At 36.8% G+C, this 25,917-nt stretch carries 25 protein-coding genes, 2 tRNA genes and 1 other annotated feature; of the genes, 15 read left to right on the forward strand and 12 right to left on the reverse strand.

Annotated features, from left to right (window positions below; genetic code table 11):
* Positions 1–144: 144 nt before the first annotated feature.
* From FFM51_RS05940 to FFM51_RS05960, 5 genes are all read right to left on the reverse strand, one after another.
* On the reverse strand, positions 145–762 hold the full coding sequence (locus FFM51_RS05940; protein WP_137597725.1) for a hydrolase: 618 nt from the start codon (positions 760–762) through the stop codon (positions 145–147).
* Between the two features lie 7 nt (positions 763–769).
* Positions 770–1,558, reverse strand: coding sequence for an alpha/beta hydrolase (locus FFM51_RS05945; RefSeq protein ID WP_137597726.1), 789 nt, complete (start codon positions 1,556–1,558; stop codon positions 770–772).
* A gap of 105 nt (positions 1,559–1,663) precedes the next feature.
* Positions 1,664–2,038: a hypothetical protein gene (locus FFM51_RS05950; protein ID WP_137597727.1), complete on the reverse strand. Its 375-nt coding sequence runs from the start codon at positions 2,036–2,038 to the stop codon at positions 1,664–1,666.
* A 254-nt stretch (positions 2,039–2,292) separates the two neighbouring features.
* The gene (locus FFM51_RS05955) at positions 2,293–5,151 is read right to left on the reverse strand and encodes a YfhO family protein (RefSeq protein WP_137597728.1); all 2,859 of its coding nucleotides are present in this window, start codon (positions 5,149–5,151) and stop codon (positions 2,293–2,295) included.
* Positions 5,152–5,314: 163 nt separating this feature from the next.
* Positions 5,315–5,971, reverse strand: a complete 657-nt coding sequence (locus FFM51_RS05960; protein WP_137597729.1) for a VTT domain-containing protein — start codon at positions 5,969–5,971, stop codon at positions 5,315–5,317.
* A 178-nt stretch (positions 5,972–6,149) separates the two neighbouring features.
* Here FFM51_RS05960 and FFM51_RS05965 point away from each other — a divergent pair, with 178 nt between their 5' ends.
* Positions 6,150–7,175 carry a sugar kinase gene (locus FFM51_RS05965; RefSeq protein ID WP_170999581.1) on the forward strand — a complete coding sequence of 342 codons (1,026 nt, stop codon included), beginning with the start codon at positions 6,150–6,152 and terminating at the stop codon, positions 7,173–7,175.
* A 68-nt stretch (positions 7,176–7,243) separates the two neighbouring features.
* On the opposite strand, the gene FFM51_RS05970 is transcribed toward FFM51_RS05965, so the two are convergent.
* Positions 7,244–7,450, reverse strand: coding sequence for a hypothetical protein (locus FFM51_RS05970; protein ID WP_137597731.1), 207 nt, complete (start codon positions 7,448–7,450; stop codon positions 7,244–7,246).
* A 173-nt stretch (positions 7,451–7,623) separates the two neighbouring features.
* Between FFM51_RS05970 and FFM51_RS05975 the strand changes: the two genes are divergently transcribed.
* Positions 7,624–7,707: transfer RNA gene (locus FFM51_RS05975), tRNA-Leu, on the forward strand.
* A gap of 64 nt (positions 7,708–7,771) precedes the next feature.
* Here FFM51_RS05975 and FFM51_RS05980 read toward each other — a convergent pair.
* From FFM51_RS05980 to FFM51_RS05990, 3 genes are all read right to left on the reverse strand, one after another.
* Positions 7,772–8,050, reverse strand: coding sequence for a hypothetical protein (locus FFM51_RS05980; protein ID WP_137597732.1), 279 nt, complete (start codon positions 8,048–8,050; stop codon positions 7,772–7,774).
* A gap of 340 nt (positions 8,051–8,390) precedes the next feature.
* Positions 8,391–11,528, reverse strand: a complete 3,138-nt coding sequence (locus FFM51_RS05985; RefSeq protein WP_137597733.1) for an MMPL family transporter — start codon at positions 11,526–11,528, stop codon at positions 8,391–8,393.
* A 45-nt stretch (positions 11,529–11,573) separates the two neighbouring features.
* Complete coding sequence (locus FFM51_RS05990) at positions 11,574–12,149, reverse strand: TetR/AcrR family transcriptional regulator (RefSeq protein WP_137597734.1); 576 nt, start codon at positions 12,147–12,149, stop codon at positions 11,574–11,576.
* A 100-nt stretch (positions 12,150–12,249) separates the two neighbouring features.
* Here FFM51_RS05990 and FFM51_RS05995 point away from each other — a divergent pair, with 100 nt between their 5' ends.
* From FFM51_RS05995 to folP, 8 genes are all read left to right on the forward strand, one after another.
* Positions 12,250–12,612, forward strand: coding sequence for an HIT family protein (locus FFM51_RS05995; protein ID WP_137597735.1), 363 nt, complete (start codon positions 12,250–12,252; stop codon positions 12,610–12,612).
* Between the two features lie 93 nt (positions 12,613–12,705).
* Positions 12,706–13,146: a MarR family winged helix-turn-helix transcriptional regulator gene (locus FFM51_RS06000; RefSeq protein ID WP_170999580.1), complete on the forward strand. Its 441-nt coding sequence runs from the start codon at positions 12,706–12,708 to the stop codon at positions 13,144–13,146.
* Positions 13,147–13,296: 150 nt separating this feature from the next.
* Positions 13,297–13,668: a dihydroneopterin aldolase gene (folB, locus tag FFM51_RS06005; protein ID WP_137597737.1), complete on the forward strand. Its 372-nt coding sequence runs from the start codon at positions 13,297–13,299 to the stop codon at positions 13,666–13,668.
* Positions 13,658–14,161: a 2-amino-4-hydroxy-6-hydroxymethyldihydropteridine diphosphokinase gene (gene folK, locus FFM51_RS06010; RefSeq protein ID WP_137597738.1), complete on the forward strand. Its 504-nt coding sequence runs from the start codon at positions 13,658–13,660 to the stop codon at positions 14,159–14,161. Before folB ends, folK begins: the two co-directional genes overlap by 11 nt.
* Positions 14,161–14,730: a GTP cyclohydrolase I FolE gene (folE, locus tag FFM51_RS06015; RefSeq protein WP_137597739.1), complete on the forward strand. Its 570-nt coding sequence runs from the start codon at positions 14,161–14,163 to the stop codon at positions 14,728–14,730. The genes folK and folE overlap by 1 nt, the downstream gene beginning before the upstream one ends.
* The gene (locus tag FFM51_RS06020) at positions 14,723–15,997 is read left to right on the forward strand and encodes a bifunctional folylpolyglutamate synthase/dihydrofolate synthase (protein ID WP_223875902.1); all 1,275 of its coding nucleotides are present in this window, start codon (positions 14,723–14,725) and stop codon (positions 15,995–15,997) included. The genes folE and FFM51_RS06020 overlap by 8 nt, the downstream gene beginning before the upstream one ends.
* Positions 15,994–16,587 (forward strand): non-canonical purine NTP pyrophosphatase, encoded by a 594-nt coding sequence (locus FFM51_RS06025; RefSeq protein WP_137597741.1) that lies wholly within the window; start codon positions 15,994–15,996, stop codon positions 16,585–16,587. Before FFM51_RS06020 ends, FFM51_RS06025 begins: the two co-directional genes overlap by 4 nt.
* 5 nt (positions 16,588–16,592) lie before the next feature.
* On the forward strand, positions 16,593–17,735 hold the full coding sequence (gene folP, locus FFM51_RS06030; RefSeq protein ID WP_137597742.1) for a dihydropteroate synthase: 1,143 nt from the start codon (positions 16,593–16,595) through the stop codon (positions 17,733–17,735).
* Between the two features lie 60 nt (positions 17,736–17,795).
* Here folP and FFM51_RS06035 read toward each other — a convergent pair whose 3' ends face one another.
* Complete coding sequence (locus tag FFM51_RS06035) at positions 17,796–18,128, reverse strand: DUF1516 family protein (RefSeq protein WP_137597743.1); 333 nt, start codon at positions 18,126–18,128, stop codon at positions 17,796–17,798.
* A 204-nt stretch (positions 18,129–18,332) separates the two neighbouring features.
* On the opposite strand from FFM51_RS06035, the gene FFM51_RS06040 reads away from it, so the two are divergent.
* The 3 genes from FFM51_RS06040 to FFM51_RS06050 all read left to right on the forward strand — a co-directional run bounded on the left by FFM51_RS06040 (position 18,333) and on the right by FFM51_RS06050 (position 20,239).
* Entirely contained in the window at positions 18,333–19,784 is a 1,452-nt protein-coding gene (locus tag FFM51_RS06040; RefSeq protein ID WP_137597744.1) for an MATE family efflux transporter, read from the forward strand.
* Between the two features lie 59 nt (positions 19,785–19,843).
* Entirely contained in the window at positions 19,844–20,047 is a 204-nt protein-coding gene (locus FFM51_RS06045; RefSeq protein WP_137597745.1) for a DUF2187 domain-containing protein, read from the forward strand.
* A gap of 121 nt (positions 20,048–20,168) precedes the next feature.
* A tRNA-Gly gene (locus FFM51_RS06050) sits at positions 20,169–20,239 on the forward strand.
* Positions 20,240–20,673: 434 nt separating this feature from the next.
* On the opposite strand, the gene FFM51_RS06055 is transcribed toward FFM51_RS06050, so the two are convergent.
* Positions 20,674–20,883 carry a DUF378 domain-containing protein gene (locus tag FFM51_RS06055; protein WP_137597746.1) on the reverse strand — a complete coding sequence of 70 codons (210 nt, stop codon included), beginning with the start codon at positions 20,881–20,883 and terminating at the stop codon, positions 20,674–20,676.
* Between the two features lie 629 nt (positions 20,884–21,512).
* On the opposite strand from FFM51_RS06055, the gene FFM51_RS06060 reads away from it, so the two are divergent.
* Together FFM51_RS06060 and brnQ are read left to right on the forward strand one after the other, a co-directional pair.
* Complete coding sequence (locus FFM51_RS06060; RefSeq protein ID WP_137597747.1) at positions 21,513–22,193, forward strand: hypothetical protein; 681 nt, start codon at positions 21,513–21,515, stop codon at positions 22,191–22,193.
* Positions 22,194–22,296: 103 nt separating this feature from the next.
* Positions 22,297–22,535: a binding site (T-box leader), on the forward strand.
* A gap of 121 nt (positions 22,536–22,656) precedes the next feature.
* On the forward strand, positions 22,657–24,066 hold the full coding sequence (gene brnQ, locus FFM51_RS06065) for a branched-chain amino acid transport system II carrier protein (protein ID WP_137597748.1): 1,410 nt from the start codon (positions 22,657–22,659) through the stop codon (positions 24,064–24,066).
* Between the two features lie 153 nt (positions 24,067–24,219).
* Here the strand turns inward: brnQ and FFM51_RS06070 are convergent, their stop codons facing one another.
* Positions 24,220–25,629: an APC family permease gene (locus tag FFM51_RS06070; RefSeq protein ID WP_137597749.1), complete on the reverse strand. Its 1,410-nt coding sequence runs from the start codon at positions 25,627–25,629 to the stop codon at positions 24,220–24,222.
* Positions 25,630–25,917: the final 288 nt, after the last annotated feature.

Here is a 25,917-nt window from a genome sequence, read left to right on the forward strand (position 1 = left end):
CATAAGGATGTCATGTCCTTTTAATATGCAAAAAAATCTGATATTGGTTATTTACCAACACCAGATAGTGTAGACCCGAAAATACTATATCTATTTTCTAATCACGCGTCCTATTTATTATGCATAATTGATGAGTTTAAATAACTACATTTTCATAAATGCTCCAGCATCACTTAAGATATTTACAAAATCATGTACAGTATCATGCCTGTTCCAGTCTCGTTGTAATTCACAGGCTAATTGGGCGATACTGGTTGGCTGTGCGCCAGCAGATTCAACGCGTCGCAATGCAGCCTCGTGTGCTACTAGTGATGTACCACCAACCGCATCCACAACGGGGTAAACTTCAAAACCTTCTTTCAAGGCATCTAAGGCTGGAAAGGTGAGACAAGCTTCAGTCCATAAAGCGGCAATAATTAGCTTATTACGACCGGTTTTTCTGACAGCTGCATTAAACTCTTTATCTTCCCAAGCGTTAATGGTTGTTCTATCATAACTCGGAACATTGGGCAATAAGTCCTTGATTGGCGCAACTGTTTCCTGATTTTGAGTAGTTCGTACATTGACTGTGGAGAGAATAATTGGGATTTTGAAAGCTTGCATCAATCTGACAGTATAAACAACATTCTTAACTAATTGAGACCGGTTCATTGAATTGATTGAATTAATTTGAGTTGGTTGATAATCAATTAGTAAAAAAGCTGAATTTGCTGGTGTTAGTAATTCATCATCAATAGGGTTTCGTTGTAGTTCACTTGTCATAATCAATCTACTCCTTTGAGTTGTTATTTAAAAATAGCAGTATCTGCGACCAAACCTGATCTAGATATCCTTTAGCATGTTGGGTTCCTGATAAAAAGATAGTTTGAACTGGAATATTAAACTTAATAAGTTGTTCACTAAGCCTCAAGACGCCAGATGTTGGTACAAATTCATTTAACGAATTAACTAGCAACATCGGACCTGTATCTTTATTTACATGATAGTATGGGGTAGCAGATTTAGTAACTGAAAGATCGTTATCTAAATAGTTTAGTACGAACCATTTATAAAATGCATCATTCTTGCCAGATTGGTTAATTGTAGCACTTGCTGAATTAACAAAATCTTGCTGTGAGTCTGGTTTAGCGATGACTTCTGGATGATTATTCAACCAACTATCAATATCTAGAATGCCGGATAGTGAGATACTTGGCAGGCCATATTTAATCCCCATTTCGACAGCCATATTACCACCAGCAGAAGAGCCAAGCACCATTATTTTTGGTTGTTCAAACTGATGTTTAATCCATCCAATTAAGATATCCATATCAACAAGAGGTGCTGGAAAGTGACTAGTGGGAGTTAAACGATAATTAGGAACTAATACGATATAGCCTTCACTTGCTAGTGAAGTTGCCATATCGGCATCCTTTTGTTTGTCACCACGAAACCAGCCGCCACCATGAATATCAATCACAACTGTTTTAGTTGAAGTCTTTACTGGTGTGTACCAGTCTAAGGTTAGCTGGTGTTGCTTGTCATATAAAAGATCGTGGTTTATTGTAATTTCGCTCATTGGCATTACTCCCTCCAAAAAACTAACTTTTCACAATAATATTAGCACCACATTGATTGATAGCGCTATCAATATCACTTACAAAAAAATTTTATTTGATGCAGACTAAATCTCGGTAATTTTAACGCCAATTTTTTTCCTATTCTTATCCATCACCATCAGAACACCATGGGTCATCCCGTGGTCAAAAACATATTTGTTGAAATTAGAGTAATCTGGGATACTCAGAATTTCTTGTTGCATTGGTTTAGTGAAGGTTACTGCAACTAGTCGATATTTAGTATCAATCCCCATCATAGTTGTTTCAATTGCTCGCAAGGCAACATTGCCTGAGGCTAGAAAGCGAGCGTTAGCTGTATTAATTTGCATTTTAATACGGCCATTAAAAATCTCTTCATTGTTTAGTGTGCTGGCATTATAGCAAACAACAACTGATGTCGTTGTTATCCGGTTCGTGAAAAATATTTTATATGGTGTCATCAGAGAAACTCCTTTATGTGAAATTACAAAATAAAAGTTATAGCAGATAGTCGTTTGCGTGGATGCAACAAAATGAATCAAGTCGGAATAAAGTACAGATATTATTTTCTTTAAATATTATAGTTTATATAAGAATCATAGCATATTTAGAAATTTCTTAATAAGAATTCGCTTAATTAATAGCGACATTATCGTACTATGATAAATAAATAGCTCCTGAATGGAGTTAATCCATGCAGGAGCTATTTAAAGTATTATTTACTTTTAACGACCATTTTTCGTGATTTAAGTCTTGGTACAATACGTAGATCAACTAGTATTAAGACCACTAATATTACTAAGCACACAATGCTAATAAGGAAACTGATCTTTAATAGTGGCGTTTGATAAACCAATTTGATCTGATTATGGCCCCGTTTAACTGGAATGCCAATAAAGGCCTCATTAACACGTGGTAGATTACTAGCAGAGCCTTTCAGATGCCAACCGCTAGAATAGGGAATAGTGGTTGCTAAAACTTCAGCATGTTTGGCCTGGTAACTTGCAGTAACTCCATTCTTTTGTACTTTAATATTATTAGCAGGTGTATTTTTGTTAATTGCCCTTGTGACAGTTGCTCCCGTTGGTACAGCCCAGAGTGTTAAATCAAACTCATATTTTCCACTAGAGGGTAATGATAATGCAATTAGGTTTTCTGAGGACTTGATTGTACCTAAGTTAAGCGTTGTTGACTCTTTGGGATCATAAAATGATAGGTTATCGTTACCCGTCTGTTCAAAGACATTGGTTGTTTTACCATATGCAAGTTGAATATTAAAAGCACCAGTGTTGCCACTCATACTGGTGGCATTTTTACGGAGCCAATTTAGCTTGAATAGTTGACTACTATACCGTAAGTCGGGATCCTCACCACTAAGCATCATATCTTCATTGTGAGTTTGAATATAGTTGTTAGTGGCCGTTTTGAAGCGCTTATTTAGTGAACCAGAATGAAAAGAGATGTTACTAATGCGCGCGTGTAACTCATACCCCTTTATGCTCTTTTGAGTTGAATCAATGGTGACAAACGGATCAATATTGGTTGAAGGCATTGTCACTGAAACATGTTTTTTTGTAACAACATTGCCATTGAGGTATGAGAAGGGAAGTTTAACCACCTTATTTAATAAGTTCTGATTTGAAGTGGTTGGGGCGTTTTTAGAAATCGTATTGCTAATTAGAGCGACTTCTTTTTGGCTGGGATCTAACTTACTAAATTGTTTTGTACTCATTGTGCTAGCAGAGTGATAAATTAACGGCATTGTTTGATCGTTAGTCAATAATTTTTGTGAGTTAACAACGGTTTTGGTGTCTTCATAACCGGCTGGTTCAAACTCACTAGTGGTATTTTTAAAGAAGCGAGAAACCCCAAAATATTGCAGGATAAGTGACCGATAGTCAGCGTTGTTAGTTACGTCGTTTGGGTTACCAGTATTATTCTCTAATTCACTATTTAATTTGCTTAGATAAGTGTTTTGCAGTGACCAGTAACTATTAATATTATTGGTTTTGGCCAGAATAGGAAGATTGTCTGCAGGGGCTTTACCAATATAATTTTGCAACTGTCCGTCAATTAGTGCGCGGGAATAATTGGCAGTAGTGGTTTTATCTTTTGAGTCTGTGGTGTTTTCGTAGGCTTTTTGTGCATTCGTTAATTGTTGGGTAGCTGATGAGGTCATCAGCATTGTTTCATCCTGTGAAAACTGGTTAGTATGACGATCACGCATAATAATGACAGCATTTAAACTGGTCAGTATAAGAATAACGGCAGTAATCTTGGGTGCTGTAATGTTAAGGGTGCGATTGCCTTGAACTAAAATTAACAAGACAACCAAACTACCATAAACTATTAGCACTCCGCCTAAATCAAATTTAAAACTGAAACTGTGCGTGATGAACAGACTAATGGCCATTATGAAACCAGCAATTGTAAAAATGATTAAGTCTTTCTTATCGATAGAAACTAAATTATCTAGTAAGAAGATCACAGCAATTGCAACAGGAAACATTACTAGAAATGTCCAGCGATTAGAAGGCGAAGTTCCTCCGTTCATTAAAGCTGCCAAAAAGGGAACCAACAAAATAAGGCCACTGATGGCAAATGTTAAATTGACTGTTTTAAATTGACGGAACCGTCTTAGCGACCAGAGCATTGCAATTACACCAATCGCTAAAATACCACCGGTTACCCAGTAAGGTCTGGAATAATTACTGATAGCCATTCCTGGTAAAGTTAAGTAATAAGCTAGTGGATAGAGTGTCATGCCATTAGCGACTTGACTGCTTGAGCGGGCAGAATTGATAAGCTGGTACATTGATGGAATAAATAGGACTGCACTTAACCCAATGCCACCAAGAACGCTTAAGATTAATTTTAGATTTTGTTTTAGTTGCCGAAATTGTGGCTTGGTGATTAATAAAATTAGCCAGTAAATAACCATACCAATGCCCATAACAGCTCCTAAATAAAAATTATTGAACAATGTCCATGCAGTCATGAAAAATAGCAATGCTGTTTTATTGGTAGTTAGTGCTTTATTAATTGAGTAAATTAATAGCGGTAAAATAATAAGTGGGTTTAAGAAGAACGGATGAGCAAACGTCACGTAAGCCGTATATCCAGAAAATATATACACAAAGCTAGCAGTTAAAATGGAGGCTGGTTTTGCGTGTGGTACTAATCGTTTGGCAGCAAAAATGAAAGCAATTCCGGCTAAAAATAGTCGTAATACAGTCATCACGGAGTAGTAGGCCGCCATATGAGCTTGTGAAAAAAAGATTGCTGGATAAGTGAAAATATCACCCATAACATAGTATGAAAACACTTGAAATGTGTCAGAACCTAAACCAATATTCCAATCCCACTGAGCAAATAAGTGATGATGAAAAATAAGGCCACGCAACAATTTACGCCAGTAGAGGAGTGCTGGATAATGTTGAGTAATTCCGTCTGAATTCCAAATGAGGGTTGATTTGGATAATGGTACGACGGCAAAAACTAAAATTCCAATAATGAAAAAACAAAGTGTATATTTAATGTAAATATTTCGACTTATTTTAAGATGCAATGGCATATCAGTATCGACCTTTAATTTAGTTTGATTTCAAAAATTTGGGATGAACCCATAACCGCTATTTTAGCGTACTTATGGTCCATCGGTCAAAGTTAGCTCTTAAACACAAATAAAAAAGTCTAACAACTTTTTTTGGCTGCCAGACTGATTATTATTTATTGTGTTATTCAATTTCTTCTTGTCGTGGACTGAGTTTGTTTTTAAGGTATGTCACAATCGCTGGTAGCAATGAAATTCCAATGATTCCAAAAATTACAAAGGTAAAGTTATCTTGTACGACTGGTAGATTACCAAAAAAGTATCCTGTTAGACAACAAATTATGACCCATAAAAAACCGCCAATGACGTTGTAGAATGCAAATTTACGATAATTCATATTGCTACCGCCTGAAACAAATGGTGCAAATGTCCGAATGAACGGCATAAACCTAGCAATAACGATTGTTTTACCACCATGACGATTGAAGAATGCTTCTGCTTTATCCAGTTTTTCTTGATTTAGCAAGCGTCCAAACAGTGAATTTTTACTAATTAATAAACCAGCATGTTTACCAATTTCGTAGTTCAGTGAATCACCTAGCACCGCGGCTACAAAGAAGGTGATGAGTAACCAAGCAAAGTTTAGATTAAATGCTTGGTTAGCCGCTAACGCACTGGCGGCGAACAATAATGAATCACCAGGTAAAAATGGCAATATTACCACACCAGTTTCGATGAATACTAGTGCAAATAAGATTAGGTAAGTCATTGAATCAAACTGGTTCACAATCGAAATTAAATGTTGATCAATGTGCATAATAAAGTCAATTAATTGAGGCATCGTTGTCTCCTAGTTTTAATTTATAGTGGGGGCAATTAGTAAGCTAAATGATACAGACTTTGGTGTAGATTGTAAAGATTATTAACTTTTATTTATGAACTACCTTAGAAAAATCATATTTATGAATTCGGTTTCAATGCTATAATTAAAGCGTTAAATGAATTGGAGACGAGGTTATATTATGAAAATTTTAACATTTGGAGAAATGATGTTACGTCTTAAAACACCAAATAATGAGCGAATTATGCAAGCTAGTCAATTTGAAGCAACTTATGGAGGAGCTGAAGCCAATGTAGCAGTTTCATTAGCATCTTTGGGTGATGGGGCCACATTTCTTACCAAATTTCCTGATAATTTATTAGGAGATCGTGGCGAAGCGACATTGGCACAATATCATGTTGATACTAGTGAAATAAGACGGGGAGGCACACGAATGGGAATTTACTTTTTTGAAAAAGGAGCTAGTGTCCGACCAACGAACGTCGTCTATGATCGTGCAGGAAGTGCGTTTGCTACCGCCACGGCGAGTGAATTTGACTGGGAAAATATTTTAACAGATGTTGACTACTTTTATTTTTCTGGTATTACTCCTGCATTATCAGCAGAATTGGAGTTAGCAGTGACGCAGGCTTGTCAATATTGTCAGATTCACCAAATACCAGTTATTTGTGATTTGAATTATCGCGCCAAGTTATGGTCACCAGAGAAAGCACAGGCGACGATGAATAAATTGATGCCATATGTAAATGTTTGTTTAGCACACGATGAGGATTTTGTTTCTTCATTAGGAATTGAAGCATTTGATGGGAATATGCGTCATGGTATTGAACAAAAAGATCAATTCAAAAGCGCAATGCAACAAGTAGTAGCAAAGTATCCGCAATGTCATACAATTGCTAGTGTATTAAGAGATATTAAATCTGTGGAGGATAGTCGATGGACTGCTACAATGTTGCACGATGGTAAATTCTACGATGCACCAACTTACCAAATGCATGTAATGGAAGGAGTAGCTGCGGGAGATGCTTTTGGTGCTGGAATTGTGCATGGCTTAGTCAATGGCTTTTTGCCGCAAGAACAAATTAATTATGCTATGGCGGCAAGTGTTTTGAAGTTAACTATTACTGGTGATTTAAACTTAGTTCGGGATCAAGAGATTCGCAACTTGATGAATGATCATGGTGGCGTGGGGATGCAACGATAACACACACTAGCATTATTAAAAATAAAAAGAGCCCAATTGGACTCTTTTTCAACTAACTACTAAGTTAATTAATTGGGGCTCTTAATTTTAAATTTCATTGCTTTACCGCTAAAAGTTTCATCGGAATGTAAATCGATAAATCTCTGAGCGATATCAGATTGTTGCTTAGTTTTTACATCGACAAATGAAACCTCGTAAGCAGATTCAATAAGTAATTGCATTCGGTTTTTTGTGGCGACATCTATTGCATAGTTAATTAATTCAACACGTGACATTTAACTGACCTCCATTCATTAACTACTAGTAATGTCTATAATGGAATTAGTAGCAATTAATGTCAACCAAATATTTTCATTATGATAACTATTAATTAGTTGAATTAACGATTTTTGCGTCTAAAAGGTCTTTCCAATTTGGAAGGGGTAGTGTAAACTAAAAGATGTTGTTTGCCCGAGTGGCGGAATTGGCAGACGCGCAGCGTTCAGGTCGCTGTATGGGTAACCATGTACAGGTTCGAATCCTGCCTCGGGCACTAAAACTAAATAAAAAATCAGCATTCTAACTGCAAAGAATGCTGGTTTTTTATTTAGTTTAGATTAATCTATCAAGCTGACCATCGTCCCATATCCCGTAACAACTAAGAATTTTGGCGCGACCTGAAGCTGTACAACTTCTGTATTGAATTTGATATCTACGATACCATCAGCATTATGATCCGTTGCAATTTGTTTCATTTTTTCTTCAACGTCTGGAAAAAGCTGCTCAATGGATTCAAACGCATCAATTGTCTCTGACGATAGCATTAAATGACTTGTGGCGTTGACAATTCCTTTAATGACATGTGGTTTATCGATACTGCCAGTGGTTAAAAACATTTATATCATCTCCCATATTTATTGGTAGAGGCGTAAAACAATAAAGTAGATTGCAGAAAAAGATAACGTAATTAAAAATGACAAAAAGCAGTAAATGCCGATGATTCGAGGATTACCATGCTTTGTAACTAGAAGCAAGATAGTACTTAATAGGACTAGTACAGCTATGATTAAGAAAACTAAAATGGTTAATTTAAATAGTTGCATGTTAAGTTCTCACTTTTCTATCGAAATTAAATTTATTTTACCATATTTAATCTAATAAACACGGATGATACATAAAAGAATAGCTTGTTAACAAAAAATGAATCCAACAAAGGATTCATTTTATTTGATGCGATTATTTATTTTTCTGTTCGTCTTCACGTTTCTCTGCATCTTGAAATCCGGATTTAACAGGATAGGTCAGACGAATGGTGCTTGGAATGATGATCGGAATAATAAATACTAAGATAATCAAACCAATAATCACCGCCATAGCAACTTCAATCAAGGTAGGAACACCAGACGGAATCAAGGCAGCAAATGTACCACACAAAATAATTGCCGCGGAAATTACCACGGTACCGATGATTCCAGCAGATTTAACGATTCGTTGTGATGGCATCATATTATCGCGACCGAACTCACGATATTTCATCATTAGGAAGATACTGTAGTCAACACCTAACGCGATTAGCATGATAAACGAGAAAAATGGTGTGTTCCAGGTTAACATGTCTTTACCTAAAATTAGGTGACTAAACCAACGAGTCAAGCTCAATGATGTCATGTAAGCCATCATTAGCGTACCAATGATATAGACAGGTTGTAGAAGTGACCTGGTAACAAAGACAAGGGCTAATGCTATTCCAATTAGCATAATTGCCGCTGTTCGGATGAAGTCTTGGCTAGCAAGGTTTTTAATGTCTGCTAGAGTAGATGACTGTCCACCCATCGCAACTGTTGCATTCTTCAAATCAGTTCCTTTGAGACTCTTCTTGGCCATATTGGATAGTGATCGAACTTTAGTTGTTGCTTTAGCATCACTTGGATTAGTTCCTAAAACAACGGTGATTTTAGCTGATTTTTTATCCTCAGAAAGATAGGCTTTAATCGCCGGTTTATATGATTTGCTATGCAAAACATTGTTAGGCACGTAGTAAGTATCAGCAGCAGCTGATTTTTTCAATGCTGTCAGATACTTGCCACCAGAACCCAAACCACTATTAACTTGGTCAATACCAGAGGTTAGTTTAGGCGATTGCTCTGCCAACTGATTAATACCAGTATTAATCTGAATTAGACCAGTCTGGCTGGCACCTAATGCAGATTGAACTTGATTGAGACCACTAGTAAGTTGAGTAAGGGCAGTGGCGGCGCCAGGAAGGGCTGTATTAGAAGCAGTGGCTAGTTGATTAACTTGAGTCTTTAATGTCGCTACTTGGCCCATCATACTATTTAATGAGGCGGCTGAATTACCGACATCTGTCATTGAGTTAGCTAAACTTTTATCTGCATTTCCAGCCGCTTGAATATTAGCAGCTACCGATGCCAATGAACCTTCAAGAGATTGAGTCTGCTGATCAAGCGCACTAGCTATAACTTTGTTTAAAATAGCTTGTTGTTGAGCATTCAAGCTCGCTCCATTTTGGTTGGCAGCCTGAATGATTGCATTAGCTGAATCACTTGAAGAAGTGCTTTGGCCTTGCAAACTTTGTAACGTGTTTCCGGCACTTGTTAAATTAGTGCCAATAATTTGTGCTTGGTTGCCAACATTAGTTAGCTCAGAAGTAAGACTACTAGTGTCAATTGAACTACCAGACTGTTGCAGCGCAGCATTTAATTGTTGGATACCGCTATTGATCTGTGGCAGACCACTTTCAAGCTGACTGATTTGAGCAGCATTACTACCCGATAACTGCCCATTTAACTGGCTAGTCAATTGAGAGACACCATCTACTAACTGTTGACTACCAGTTGATAGCTGGCCTAACCCATTTGTCATTTGTTGACTACCGTTAGATAACTGTCCCAGACCCTTTTGTGCTGATGATAGACCGGAGTTAACAGTTCCTAATTGATTAGATACATATAATTTTTTTACTTTTGTTCCACCCGGCTGGGTAACAGAAGCCACTGTTTTTACATCTGGATCGGCCTGTAATTTACGGGTTAGTTCGTCGATTAACTTTAGGTCTTTTTCATTATCTAATCGGTGGTTGGATCTGATATATAGCGTTGATGGTTCTGCCGTTCCTTTGGAAAAATGTTTTTGAACGGTTAAGAAACCTTGCTTTGCTGGCATTGAATTACTAATTTCATCAGTGTCATCATAATTTAATTGATTGTTGAAGGTAAAGTAGAAGGGTAACAAAATAACTATCACTAAGATTAACGAAATAATTGGGTGGAGCACGGAACTAGTTGATAGCCGATGCCATAAGGAACTAGTTCCTTCGCCATCAAAGTTTTTGGATGGCCAAAACATCTTTTTGCCCAAAACTGCCATAAAAAACGGATTGAGGGTTAATAAGACGATTAGTAGCACAGCCACACCAACAGCCACACCAATGGCAGACTGGTAAATGGAAAAATTGGCTAAGCCAAGAGCTGAAAAACCGATTAATACTGACGATCCAGAATAAAGAATGGTTTTACCAGCAACTCGTCTAGCTTGTTGAGTTGCTTTCCAATTAGATACACCACGGCTAAGTTCGTCTTTAAACTGATTGTAAAGCAATATATTATAATCGGTACCAATCCCGAAGAGCACAATCACCATGAAAACTTGCGTAAAGTTTGAAAATGGGAAATTAAATTTATCTACAAGGTTAGTGACGATACTTAATGAGGTCATGAATGAAACCCCAACTGTTAATAATGATACTAACGGGACAATTGGTGAACGAAAGACTAGGACTAAAACTAGAAAAATAAAGATCACGGAAATGATTTCAGTTTTCTTAATACCTTCTTGAATTGCACCAGAAAAGTCATCGTTCAAGATATCCGAGCCGGTAATATACGATTTAACACCGCTTGTTTTAATCGATTTAGACAACTGCTGATTGATTTTTTTAACTGTGCCATGATCTTTGCTAATCATTAGCTGAACCAGCTGGGTTGATTTGTCTTTAGAAATTAGTTGAGCTTTGGTTTCATCGTTATCATTTGGTGCGGTGATACTTTTGATACCGTATTTGTCTTTATGTCGTTTGAGATCATTAATGGTTGCCTGAACTTTTTGTTTGTCAGAATGTGACATCGCTGAATTACCATTATTAAAGACAGCAACGACTTGATAGGTATTACCTTGGTGGTAACCCCATTTTTTTTGAATGGTATTTGCAATTTGGCTTTGCGAATCTTTTGGTAGCTCAATAGTTGAATGATCGCGAGTTAGCTGATTGATGTTTGGTAACATGAAAACGGCTACTAATAAAATAGCAATCCAGGCGAGCAAAGCGCCCAAGTGATTTTTGAAAAATTTAGCCAATGGTTCTCCTCCTCTATTTATGCTTTATGTGTAAATAACATTTCCTTATGCCAGTTCACCACTAGGAGTGATGATTCGATTGATCATTTGATGATAGCTTTTTGTTGAACTAGCAAAAGTTTCATCTTTATAAAAACCAGAAGTTTCAATAAAAACGAATCCTAAAACTGATCCAATTAAAGCGTGCGAAAAAGGCTCATCATTTCCTTGATCGATATGTGAAGAGTCGATTACTTGGTTTAACAATTCGACGAGCATCTGGGCCTCGTGATTGAACGTTGATTCCTTAGGATATTCATGTAAATAAAAAATAACTATTCCTAACGTTCCTTCATCAATTAAAAAGTCACGGGCAATATCTGCGAATTTAATCAGAGCTTCAGTACCCGATAGTCCAACAATACCATCTTTAATCTTTTGGCGTAGTTTGTAGACCAAACGTGCACCAATTAATGAAATTAGTTCGTCTAAGTTGGCAATATAGTTGTACAATGATTGTGTTCTAATGTCTAACTCATGTGCCAATTTTGGTAGCGTGAGTGTTTTCAATCCTTCGTTACGCACAATATTAGTTGCTGCGGTCAAAACCTTGTCTTGATCTAAGGTTCTTTTTTTGGTCATTCCTTAGTTCACCTCCAACGAAAACGATAATTACTATATCACTACTAATTGCAGAAATCAATCTACATCTTGTAGTTTATTTTGAAAGGTGATTGCTACGATGAAAAAATGTGTCTTCTGTCAAAAGAATCATCGTGATTTTATACTAGAGAATAATTTAAGTGCCGCTTTTTTCGATTTCGCACCAGTTTCACTTGGACATACGTTGATTATTCCTAAACGGCATGTTGAACAAATCTGGCAACTAAATTCCACAGAATTAAACTCATTATGGGAATTGATAGAGCAGACTAAGCAATATTTAGATCGTCAATATCATCCGGATGGATATAATATAGGGATTAATGCTGGAAGAGCAGCTGGTCAAAGTGTGATGCATTGTCATGTTCATTTAATTCCACGGTATATGGGCAAAGGTCCATCGGTACCTGGGGTAGAGCACTTAATTCCACTAGAACGGTGATCACCAATATTTGAAAATTAAATTATATTTACTTTTCATCTGATAAGAGATATATTGTAGACGATGAAACTAATCTTTAAGGAGACTAGACTAATGACAGATGAAGTTGTGTTAGATAATCAATTGTGTTTTCAGATCAACAGAGCACACCAGTTGTTTAATCGTTTTTACCAATCTCCATTGAAAGAGTTTAAGCTAACCTATGTGCAATATACTGTATTATTAGCATTATGGGAACGACAGGGAGTCACAATTAATCAATTAGGCGATAAACTGGGCTTAGGAACAGGAACGTTAACACCTTTGTTAAAACGTATGGAGGTAGCGGGTTGGTTAACTAGAACGCGATCTACCGAAGATGAGCGACGTGTCATTGTTGAATTAACAGCTAAGGCGCAACAAAGTAAAGCTAAGATTTTGCAAGCTACCAGTGACTGTATCTCGCGACTGGGTTTTGATAAAGCAACTTACCAAGAGACAATGACGACTGTAGCTAATATCCAGCAACGTTTAGAACAAAGTGAGAAAGATTAACGAATCGATCAATTGTTAAGAATGCGCATCTAATTTTAGTCGAATTGGATGTGCACTTTTTTGTTTGTTGGCATGTTGAGTTCAATTTAACCAATTGTTGCGCAAAAATGATATCATATTAGATAAAGTGATGATTGAGGAAGTGGTCAAATGGGAAAGATTAGAATTAATAACATGAGTTTTCACACCTATAATGGTGTTTTTGCAGAAGAAAAGAAATTGGGGCAACGATTACAACTAGACGCAGAGTTGAGCTATCCAATTGAACAAGTTGTAAAACACGATAATCTTAAGGAAACAGTTAGCTATGCAGATGTATATCAAACAATCGAAGATTTTATTTTAACGAACAATTATAACTTAATTGAGAGTGTTGCCAACCAATTGTTAGCAAAACTGCTAAACACATATCCGACAATTCAAGCAATTACTTTACGAGTGCGTAAATATAGTGTGCCAATTGCGGGCATTTTTGATAACGTTGAAATTGAAGTTTCTGGGTCACAAGATAATGACCACTAGTCGTGTTTATCTTAGCGTCGGTTCTAATATTGGTGATCGTAGACAATATCTAAAGCAAGCAATCACGCAGTTAAAACAGAATGCAGCAATCGAAATTGTACGAGTATCTAGTATTTATGAAACTCAACCTGTTGGTGGCGTTAAACAAGACGACTTCCTTAATATTGCGGTGGCACTCCAAACAAGTTTAGCTCCACTGGAATTATTAGACTACTTACATCAAATCGAACAAATATTACATCGAAAACGATTGATTCATTGGGGACCAAGGACAATTGATTTAGATATTTTGTATTTTGATGATTTAGTAAGCCAAGATAAGACATTGACTTTGCCACATCCGGAGATAAAGAATCGACTGTTTGTACTTATTCCAATGAAAGAAATTACGACTGATGATCCCAAAATATTACATCAAATTGAAACGATGATTAGTGAGACTAGCGATCATAATATGGTTCAAAAATATAATAGTGGTGGTGAAAGTAATTAATGGATACGACAAGAATTGAAAAAGCGGTTCAGGAAATATTAAGTGCAATCGGTGATGATCCCACTAGAGAAGGATTAGTTGAAACCCCGGCACGTGTTGCTAAAATGTACAGCGAGGTTTTTGCCTCATTAGATGAAAATAAAGATTTTAATGATTACAAGGTGTTTCATGTTGATGAGGACCCAGGAATGGTGATGGTGCAGCAAATTCCATTTTATTCAATGTGTGAACACCATTTGCTGCCTTTCTTTGGCATGGCTAATGTTGCCTATGTTCCGCGTGATGGCAAAATAATTGGGTTAAGCAAAATACCACGTTTAGTTGATTTTGTGGCAAAACGACCTGGGGTTCAGGAACGAATTACAACTCAGATTGCGGCTCAAATGCAACGGATACTTCAACCTAAAGGAATCGCAGTCTCGTTGTCCGCTCGTCACATGTGTATGGAAATGCGTGGGATAAGCAAGTCAGGGCTGTTCACCTATACTTCTAAGTTTGATGGTGTTTTTAAAAGTGATTTAGAACTAAAAAATGAATTTTTACGACAAACAGGTAATCATAGTGAATAGCTACGAAGAATTAATTAAGCACATGAATCATGGCATGTTAGCAGCCGATGATGATCGTGTGGCATTATTGAAAAAAATTTTAGCTAAAATAGGTCACCCGGATCAACGTTATAAAGTGGTTCACTTAGCTGGCACCAATGGTAAGGGATCAACTGGAAGTTTAATCAGTCAGTTGTTGACGAATGCTGGTAATAAGGTCGGACACTTTGCGAGTCCGGCATTACATGATTTGAAGGAGCAAATAACAATTAATCAGCAAGTAATCAGTGAAGCTGATTTTATCCAAGTGTATGATTGGATTGAACAACGGCTTCCTGATGAAATTGTTGCCGCTGATTTAACAATCTTTGAATGGTTTGTGTTGGTTATGTTGCAGTGGTTTGCTAATCAACATGTTGATTGGGCGGTTATTGAAGCCGGATTGGGTGGCAGAGATGATGCTACTAACGCAATTAGTGCGCCCTTGCTAACTGTTTTTACACATATAGATCTTGATCACACTAAGATATTGGGTAATACAATTAAAAAGATTGCATATAACAAATCACAAATTATTAAACGTGATACAACTGTTTTTATTGCCCCAAATCAGCATGCTGATACAATTGAAGTTTTAAAAAGGACTGCAGTTAAGAACCAGGCCTGCGAAGTGAATGAGGCTAGTCAGATAAAAATAAAAATTAACTCACAAAGTATCGGCGGAAGTGATTTAATTGTTGATTCGTCATATTTAAAGCATGTCTCAGTAACATTAAAAATGATAGGTGAGTTCCAGGTTGATAACTTTAAAACAGTTGTCTCTATCTATGATTGGTTATTATCCCATGACTTTGTCAGCACCTCACAAGCTTTAATAGATGCGGCGCTTCAGGTATCAATACCTGGTCGCATGCAGGTTTTGCAAACTAATCCGGTTGTTATTTTAGATGGTGCCCATAACCCAGATGCTGCACAACAGCTGCTTAATTCGCTCAGTGATTTATTTTTTGATAAACATTTGATTTTTGTAATTGGTTTTTTGAAGGATAAAAACTATCAGATAATGGCACGACAGTACGAAGCGGTGGCAGATCATATTTTTGTGGTGACACCGGATAACGAAAGACGCGCATTATCGGCCAAACAGATTCAGCAAACTTTACCACAGAGCCAAGTTGTTGCTACCGTGCAACAAGGTGTTAATGCAGCTCTTAAAATTGCCGGCATACAGTCAGTAATCGTAGTAACTGGTTCATTTTACGTGGTGAAGGAGCTGACTAATAGATGAAAAGTTTCCCTACTTTTATCATTGCCTCAAATAATAAATCCAAAACAGAGGAATTAATTAAATGCTTTCGGTTTCTAGGACTACAGGCAAAATCATATCAAGATGAAATTGATGTTTTGAAGTTCCCGCCTGAAGGAACAAAAACTTATTTGGCTAATGCACGAAAAAAAGCACGGTTTGTAGCTCAATATTTACCGGATCAGTGGATTGTTGCTGATGATTCGGGGATGGTATTACAGGCGTTGCCAAAAAGGTTAGGAGTGACAACTGCGAGACAGCTGGAGCCATACCAAGATGTGGATGACTTAAATCAAAAAGTATTGAAATTAGTAGCCGGAAAAAGTCGATTAGTTAAGATGATAGCCCAATTAGTATTGGTAACACCTGATAAGGGCGAATTTGGCGGATACGGAGAGTTTAATGGTACGGTAGCTACATCTCAACGTGGTACAAATGGCTCCAGTTTTGATTTAATTTTGGAGCCACAAGGGATGAAGCAAACTATAGCTCAGTTACCAGATCAAGAAAAAATACCAATGTTGCATCGAACTAAAGCTATTTTAGATCTCATTAGTAAATTGGAGGGGTGATAACAATGCGGGTTCAAGAAATTACTTTTAATTCAACAGATGATTTTAAAAGCTTAGTAATGAGGGATATGGGTGTTCGTTCTCAGCAGATCTTTCTTAAATTTGATTTGATGTCTACAGTTGAGACCCAAGAGTTGAGGGTGCTGCTGGACCAGTTTGATCTTGTTCAACAAACGACTAGATCTGTGGTGACTTGTTCGCTAACATTGGATTTGTTGCCAGTTCTTCGTGAGAGACTGTGGGACCTCTGGCAAGATGAAGGCCTAAACGGTAATTTAGAGTTGATTGAAAAGCACCATGCCATTTATTGGCAAGCGGGACGTTTTAACTTTAATGTAACCAAAAAGCCATTAATTTATGGAATTTTAAATGTGACCCCCGATTCTTTTTATGATGGGGGCAGATTTGAAGGCCAGTCGCAAATGATGGAACAAATTGAAAAGATGGTAGTGGCAGGTGCTGATGTAATTGAAGTGGGTGGACAAACGACGCGCCCTGGGTTTCACGAAATTAGTGCGGAAACTGAAATTAATAAAATTGTGCCAGCAATTAAGATTATTCAGTCTAAGTTTCCTCAAGTTGCAGTTGCTGTTGATACTTATAAAATAGAAGTCATGCATGCTGTAATCAATTTGGGCATTGACATTATTAATGATGTTAACGCGTTTGTAGATGACGAGCGCAAGTTGTCACTCCTTGCTTCTAGCAACGTGGGCTTACTGACAATGCACAGTAGTCGTAATCATGAGTACGAAAACTTAACTTATGAAATGAAACTTTTTTTTGAGCAAAATATTGCTACACTTGTTGCACATGGGATTGATCGCCAGCGAATTGCATTAGATCAAGGAATCGGCTATTCGAAAGTGGAGGATGGATATCAGGACTATGCGATGATGCGCAATATCGATCAATTTAACTATTTAAAGCGGCCTATGATGATTGCCATTTCACGAAAAGGTTTTGGAGCAAAACTATTTGGGTTAGCTAAAGATGATCGCTTGCCAGTTACTTTAGTCGTGGAAGCATATATGTACTTACATGGTGGTAATATTTTGCGAGTTCATGATGTTACAGAAACGGTACAGTTGGTTAAAATGTTAGATACGATTAAACGTGGTGTGTGGCAAAAAGAAACAAAAGATTGATAGTTTTTAAAAAAGCGTTCAAATTATAGTCACTAATTTGAACGCTTTTTTATTAAAATTTCAAAGATAATAGCCACAAGCAAACGTTAAAATAAAAAATAGTGAGAGAATTGCCGACAAAGTAAATGTCATTTTGCGTTCTTGCTTTTGCGCAAACGACACTTCAATTAAGATTACTAGGCAAATTGCCAAAATAAACTTAAGTGTGGCTATCAGTGGAGCGGTAGGAAATACAAAGAACAGAATCACGCCGCCAGTGACTAACAAAAGAAGATAGAATATGCGACTTAAAATCATCCACTTTTTAATGCGTTTTTGCGATTTAGCGGTTAAGCCAGTTATGACTGTTACAACTAGTAAAAGTATTGTTCCTAAATGAATTAATGTCCACATACTTAGTGCTCTCCTTTTTAATCTATTTAGATTTTAACATGGTTTAACAATTTGAGTGCAAAGATTATGTAAAACTAATGAAAACGCCTTTTGTAACGATTTTGTGACTATTTGATTACAATGAAACTTTTCTCTTGTGTTTTCAAATGGATGGTCGTATACTTCCAATCATTGTGTTAAATTCAACGGAGGAGGAGTACTTCTATGCGCGATCTTACAAAGGGCAATCCAATCAAATTAATTTTGATGTTTACGATGCCACTATTTATTGGTAACTTATTTCAACAATTATACAATTTTTCTGATGTTTTGGTCGTTGGGCAAACCCTTGGTGTGAACGCATTAGCTGCGGTGGGATCAACGGGTAGCTTGAACTTTTTGATTATTGGGTTTGCATCTGGTTTAACAGCTGGATTATCAATTGTTACCGCACAACGCTTTGGTGCGCATGATTTTCGTGGTGTTCGCCGTAGTTTTGCTGCAAGCATTCTTATCAGTTTGCTTGTAACGATTGTGTTAACAGTTGGTAGTTTGATTTTTCTCGATCCAATTATGCACTTAATGAGTACTCCTGCAGATATTTACGCTAATGCCCGCACTTTTATTTCTATTATATTTATGGGAATTTTTGCTTCGGTGGCTTTTAATCTTCTTTCGAATGAAATTCGAGCATTGGGTGATTCTAAAACACCACTTTGGTTTTTGATTATTGGAACATTAGTGAACTTGGTCTTAGAATTATTGTTTATTCTTGTATTTCATTGGGGTGTTGCAGGTGCCGGTTGGGCAACAGTGGTATCACAAGTGATTTCAAGTGTTCTCTGTGTGATTTACATCTATCGTCATATTCCAATGCTGCAAGTTCATCGAGTCGATTTTGTGAATGTTATTAAGGAATTTGCAGAACATGCTAAGTTTGGTTTTCCAATGGCTTTTCAATCATCAATTATTGCTATTGGTGCAATCTTTATGCAATCAGCTCTTAATGGCTTAGGTACTTCAGCAGTCGCAGCAACAACGGCGGCTTCTAAAATTGATCAGTTAGCAACGATGCCAATGATGTCATTAGGAATTACAATGGCAACATTTACCGCCCAAAATATTGGAGCAGGAGAGTACGAGCGAATTATCAAAGGAGTTCGTCAGGCTTTAATCGTTTCAATTTCATTTAGTATTGTTGTCGGCGCTGCGATCATCATTTTTGGTCAACAAATGGTAATGCTTTTTGTTGGTAGCCAAGATGTTGAAGTATTGAAACTCAGTCAGATTTATTTCAATATTGTCGGAAGCTCGTATTCACTATTGTCGATCTTGTTTATTATCCGATATACGCTTCAAGGACTGGGACAAAGCGTTGTTCCAACTATTGCCGGCGTTTCAGAGCTGGTAATGCGGTCGTTTAGTGCCATTATTTTGGCCGGAACATTTGGTTATGCTGGTGCTAGTTTCTCTGAACCATTGGCTTGGTTAGGATCAACACTTGTGTTGATTGGGTCTTATCTAGCTGCCAACCGTAGATTGCATAAGTTACAAAGAATGCGTGAAATGGTTGAAACCACCACAGACCCAGCTGTGAAAAAAGAAGTCCAAACGCAGATGCGAAAGACACTCAAATTGCGTGGGGAAGCTCGATTGGCTGGGATGAGTGAAGCATAATTTGCTTATTGCGCGTATTTTTGTTACTATTACTTGATTAATTTTATGAGGTGAACTTAATGGAAGAATTTCAAATTGGTGATAATGTCAAATGTAAAAAGTTCGGTTCTTTAGAACATGATTTTACCGGAGAAATCGAAAAGGTTTACGAAAACTCGGTGTTAGTGAACATCAAGGATTTCAATGAACTCGATCAAGTTGCAGTTACTGAATTAAACCAACGTGCAATTGTTCGTAAGAGTGAAATTAAGAAAATTGCTTAAATAATATTCTTGATAAAAAACATCCTCTAATTTTAAGAGGATGTTTTTTTGTTAACTGAGGTTTATCAGCAAAATTCGTATACACAGCATAAAATGGTTATGCTATAATAGTTAATGCATTGCGGGTGTAGTTTAGTGGTAAAATTCAAGCTTCCCAAGCTTGCGTCGCGAGTTCGATTCTCGTCACCCGCTTAGATTGCTTTAAACCTACTTAAATATGGCAAATCAACAATATCTCTAATCGTTGTTAATTCAATGATTAGAGATATTTTTTGTCCTAAAATCGTGTTTTGGTTGAACTCGGTAAAGCACTTATCTAATTGTTTTAAGCAAGAAAGATTTTCTAGAAATGAGCAAAATAATTATTTATAGGATGACAGCGTATGAGTGCGACGCTAAAACTAAAAATTATGTTTTAATATTTGCTAGGAGCTTTTCTAAAGTTTTATAATCTGGCTTGAGGAATCCATCTATTCTATATGTTCTATAAATGAGTTTAAATTTGGACTTTTTATGAAATGTTAAATGTAAATTTACAGGTAGAAAGTAAATTAAGGCAGCGTTAGACAAATGACACCATAATTTAGAACAAATAAAAAAGCCGGCGAACCGGCTTCAAAAGGCAATTAATCATCTCGTTTTCCCATGATAAGTGGGAAGAACTTAAGTGAGTAAAGGGCACATATTCCAACAACAATGTAGATAGCCTTAGAGAGGACAGCAGTTTGACCACCGAAAATAGTGGCAACTAAGTCAAAGTTGAAAAGGCCAACCAGTAACCAGTTAAGCCCACCAACTACTAGTAGACCTAGTGCAACGCTATCTAGAGTTTTCATAAAGAGTTCTCCTTTCTAACATAAATCAGCATTTGTGGAACAAATTAAGCGTAACAAAGAGTTTGAGGTCATATCAAGTTAAATGATTCAAGGGGATGAAGAACAATGAAGTTAATGATGTATGCAAAATAGAGTAAATCAACTTTTATAAATTTTAAAGTGAAAGATTTTAATTTTTTGAACATTTATACGTTGTTTCTATTTATTTCAATTTAATTGGGTTGTTCGTTAACATAGTACGAAACTGACTGTGTGCGTACCACTCAGGATGATTACATTGGATTGTAGATTTATGGGTTAGTTACGTGAAACCCGTGCAAAGAAGTGATCCGCTTGATTAGTTCATTCTTGTGTTTCCAATAACTGTGCTGTCGGCCGCGTTTTGTGTTAAGTTCTAAAGCATCTAGATATAGTAAAAATTTATTCAAGAACAAGGTATCGAAAATAGAACATCTAGAAATAATTAATGCTAAGTTGTCTTTATAGCAAGTTAATATGTATTGGCAATGGAGATAATCTAACTTTTTTGGTTGTTTGTAAACGGTTAATTTGATATAGTTGAGGTATAGGATAAACTAATCGAATTAATAACTTTTACTTGAATTATTTATTTTGGGAGGAGCGTAATTGTGATGCTAAGATTGCAACGATTTTTGATTGCGAGTGCACTACTAGTTATCGGTGTGATGTTAGGAAGCTACTTGAATAGTGGATCTGTTGGGGCAGATGCGACAGATCCACTTGATAATTCCAGCACAAAATCAACTGGCGATGCTAGAACTAGTATAATCCTTTCAGAATCATTAACTACTGAAGAACCTATTGTTGAAGTTCAAACAGTATCTCCACAAATTGTTGACGAAGATGGTAATAGTGAATCAACCAATAGTATGAAAGACAGTGAAAGTCAACAGACCACTACTACAACAGATGCCAGCTTAGTGCAGTCAAGCGATAGCAGTACTAATGAAGTAAACAACAATAGTAACAGCGAGACTGGCACAAAAACAACCAAGACAGAGAGCACTGATAAAAATGCAGCCGGTGTGACTAAAAAGTCTGATGTTACTGATTTAAAACCGGTTAAAATTGTACAAAGCAATGGAAGTAAGGTAGAAATTGCCCCAACGGAGATAAAGACTAAGCCTCAAAACACCGATAAAAAGAAAATTACTTCGGTTGCCAAATATGATAGTCAAGTATTACCAAAGACAAACGAAACTCAAACTAAAGTTGTATTGATGTTATTAGGTGCTGGGGGACTATTTACTTGTGTATTACTCATTAGCATTTGTCGAAAATATAGTTAGGTTTAAAATAGTTGTCTAGGGCTTAAAATCATTAATGATTTTAAGCCTTTTTTGTAGCTGATGTTGACTTTTGTATTAGATGTGATTATTATGATAATTAAATTAAAACGCTATGAGAAAGTTGAGTAATGATTTTAATTCTATCAGCGAGCTTTGGTTGGTGAAAGAAAGCAAGAATTAAATTATGAAAATCCCTTTTGAGCGATGTGGTGAACTAATAGTAATCCACATTGGGCACGCCCATTATCGTGTTAGCGTATCACATTTATTTGTCGTACGTGAAGAGGTTATTTTAGTGATGAGATAACTATTTAAGGTGGTACCGTGCAAAGCACCCTTAATCCAAACTGGATTAAGGGTGCTTTTTAGCGTTAAAGGAGGTGGTGTATTTGGAAGGTCAGATTAGTCAGATTAAGATGAGACATAGTAATTTATTCAAATTAATTGTGGAGGTACATATTAAATGCAAGAAGTTAAAGACTTAAATCCGAAACCATTATCAGTAAAACAGTATTTAGTCGTCAGTTCAATGTTATTTGGCTTGTTTTTTGGAGCCGGTAATTTGATTTTCCCAATTCATTTAGGGCAACTATCAGGTGCAAATTGGGGCTTAGCAACTGTTGGTTTCTTGGTTACGGCAGTTGTTTTACCACTGCTATCTGTGCTGGCTGTTAGTGTCACTCATTCACAAGGTGTATATGATATTGGCCGACCGCTAGGCCCGGCATTTGCCTTAGCGTTTATGGTTTTGATTCATGCCACTATTGGACCGTTGTTCGGGACACCACGAACGGCAACAATTCCGTTTTCTGTTGGAGTTCAGCCGCTATTACCAACTAGCTTGGATCATGTGGGACTATTTGTCTTTTCAGCATTATTTTTTGGAGCAGCCTTTTTAGTTTCATTTAAAGAGTCAAATATTATGTCTAGTGTTGGAAAGGTACTTAATCCTCTATTTTTAGTACTTTTGTTCTCTGTTTTTGCACTGGGATTTATGTCACCAATCGGGTCAGCTGCAAAGCAGTCAGTTACCACTGCTTATCAGCATGCATCGTTTTTCAATGGCTTTTTGCAAGGTTATAATACAATGGATGCATTGGCCGGGCTGGCGTTTGGTGTAACGGTAGTAACTGCAGTTCGTCAGCTAGGAAAAACGTCTTCAAAGAGTAATGCGAAAGTTACTGCTAAGGCAGGAGTAATTGCAACATCAATGATTGGGTTGATTTATGTTGGCTTGATTTGGCTAGGGGCAACCACACTTGGACGTTATAAACTATCTGCAGATGGTGGAGTGGCGTTCAATCAGTTGGTCACACACTATCTTGGTGGTGTTGGTCATACATTACTAGCAACTTTACTTACAGTGACATGTTTAACCACTGCTGTTGGACTGGTTGCGGCGTTTGCACAGGACTTTCATAAACATTTTCCCAAAGTTAGTTATCGGCAATGGCTGGCTTTTATGTGCTTAGCTTCATTTTTAACTGCTAACTTTGGTTTAGATGAAATTTTGTTATGGTCCACACCGATGCTAATGTTTTTATATCCGTTTGCAATGGCACTAATTTTATTGTCTGTTTGCTCTCCATTATTTAAGCGGGATCCTGTTGTATATGCATTTGTAGTTGTCTTCACTGCGGTCCCAGCGCTGTTGGACATGGTGGCAGCATTTCCACCAGTAGTCAGCCAAAGCGCGTTTGGTAAGGCGTTAGGCGGATTTCAACAAAATGTATTACCATTTGCCAGTTTAGGAATGGACTGGGTAGTTCCAGCAGTGGTTGGAGCAGTACTAGGACTTGGAATTCATTTTCTAAAGCCAGTATTCTCACGTCAGTCTGTTGTTACTTCAGAGCATGCTAGCGCTACTAAATAATAAAAATATATATCAACAAAATAATAAAAAGACATTTAGATTCTAGTCAATGCTTAGAAGCTAAATGTCTTTTTTATGTTACAAGTGATATTCGGTAAATACTAATGAAGTTGAAGTAAAAAGATAGTTTTTGTCCAGTTTATAGTAGAACGGTTACTTATTACGAACGATACTGTGACGGTAGCCATAGCTAAAATAAAGAATCAAGCCCAGCGCGAGCCAAATAAAAAATGCAATCCAAGTAAATAATTTTAGTTCTAGCATTAGCACAGCACATAAGATGAACGACACAATTGGTAAAACTGGATAAAATGGAACTTTGAAGGCAGAATCAAGATCCTTAAATTCAGGATCACGTCGCAAGAAAATAATGCCTAGTGAAACCATGGCAAAGGCAAACAATGTTCCAATATTGACTAATTCTGTAATCTTATCAATTGGGATGATACATGCAAAAATACTGCCTACAATCCCAAAGATCCAAGTATTGAGTACCGGTGTATGTGTTCGCGGTGCTAATTTACTGAATACGTGAGGTAACAAACCATCACGACTAATCGCAAAGACAAGTCGAGTACCGCCATATAGGAAAACGATCAAAACAGTAGTCATACCAATTACAGCACCCAAGGAAACGATTCCCGACACCCAGTCTTGATGAATAAAATGAAGTGCGTAGGCAACCGGATCAGCAACGTTTAGTTTTGTATATTTAACAATTCCGACTAAAACAGCTGACAGAGCGATGTACAATGCCGTGGCAATTAATAATGATCCGATAATACCAATTGGGACATTTTTTTGCGGATTTTTAACTTCTTCAGAAGCAGTTGAAACGGCATCAAAACCAATATAGGCGTAAAAAGCAACTGCTGCGCCTGAAACGACACCTTTCATTCCAAATGGTAAGAAAGGATGATAGTTTGTGGGCTTAATGTAAAATAAACCAACGACAATGAATAAAATAATCACTAAAATTTTTAAAATAACCATAACTGCATTGATTCGAGCTGACTCTCTAATTCCGCCAACCAATAACAACGAAATAATCATAATGATAATGAAAGCTGGTAAATCAAAAAATGCGTGCGGCATTCCAGCGGTTCCATATGCTGCTTGTAAGGATGCTGGCAGTTGCCAGTTAAAACCAGCCAAAATATTTTGAAAATAAGACGACCAGCTCGCCGCAACAGCAGAAACTGAGAACAGGTACTCTGAAACTAATGCCCATCCTAGAATCCATGCAATAAATTCACCAAAAACGGCGTAGATATATGTATAAGCACTCCCTGCAAGTGGAATTGTTGATGAGAACTCTGAATAACATAACGCAGCAAGAGAACAGACAACTGCTGCCAAAACGAATGCCAGCATAGCACCTGGGCCAGTGTATTTGGCTGCAATGATTCCGGGGGTAATAAAAATACCTGCTCCTACAATTGCACCAATTCCCATAGTAGTTAGGCTAAAAGCTGTTAATGATTTTTCTAGCCCAGTCTTTTTCAAAACATCTTGAGTGATATTTTTGCGCACAAATAGATTTCGTTTACTTTTATTAATCATTATATGTATTCCTTTCGGATAAATTATCATCTAATTTTAATTGTTTTAAAGTATGTAGTTTTAATGCCTACTTATCAGCGATCTAAGATTAGAAAACTATAATTTAATTGTACCATTTTCATTTTAATTAACTAGTTAATTGTAAAAATAATTATTAATTTAAATATGCAAAAAAATATTTTGCATATTGTTAATTTTATGCAATTGTTACTACCATAGTATTATTAGCATGGTCAACTATAGTTAATCCCATGTTATGATTGACTTAGAGACTAGCTATTTTCATTT

Origin of the sequence: Paucilactobacillus kaifaensis (assembly GCF_005405145.1) — a bacterium.
In the GTDB taxonomy this organism is placed as follows: domain Bacteria; phylum Bacillota; class Bacilli; order Lactobacillales; family Lactobacillaceae; genus Paucilactobacillus; species Paucilactobacillus kaifaensis.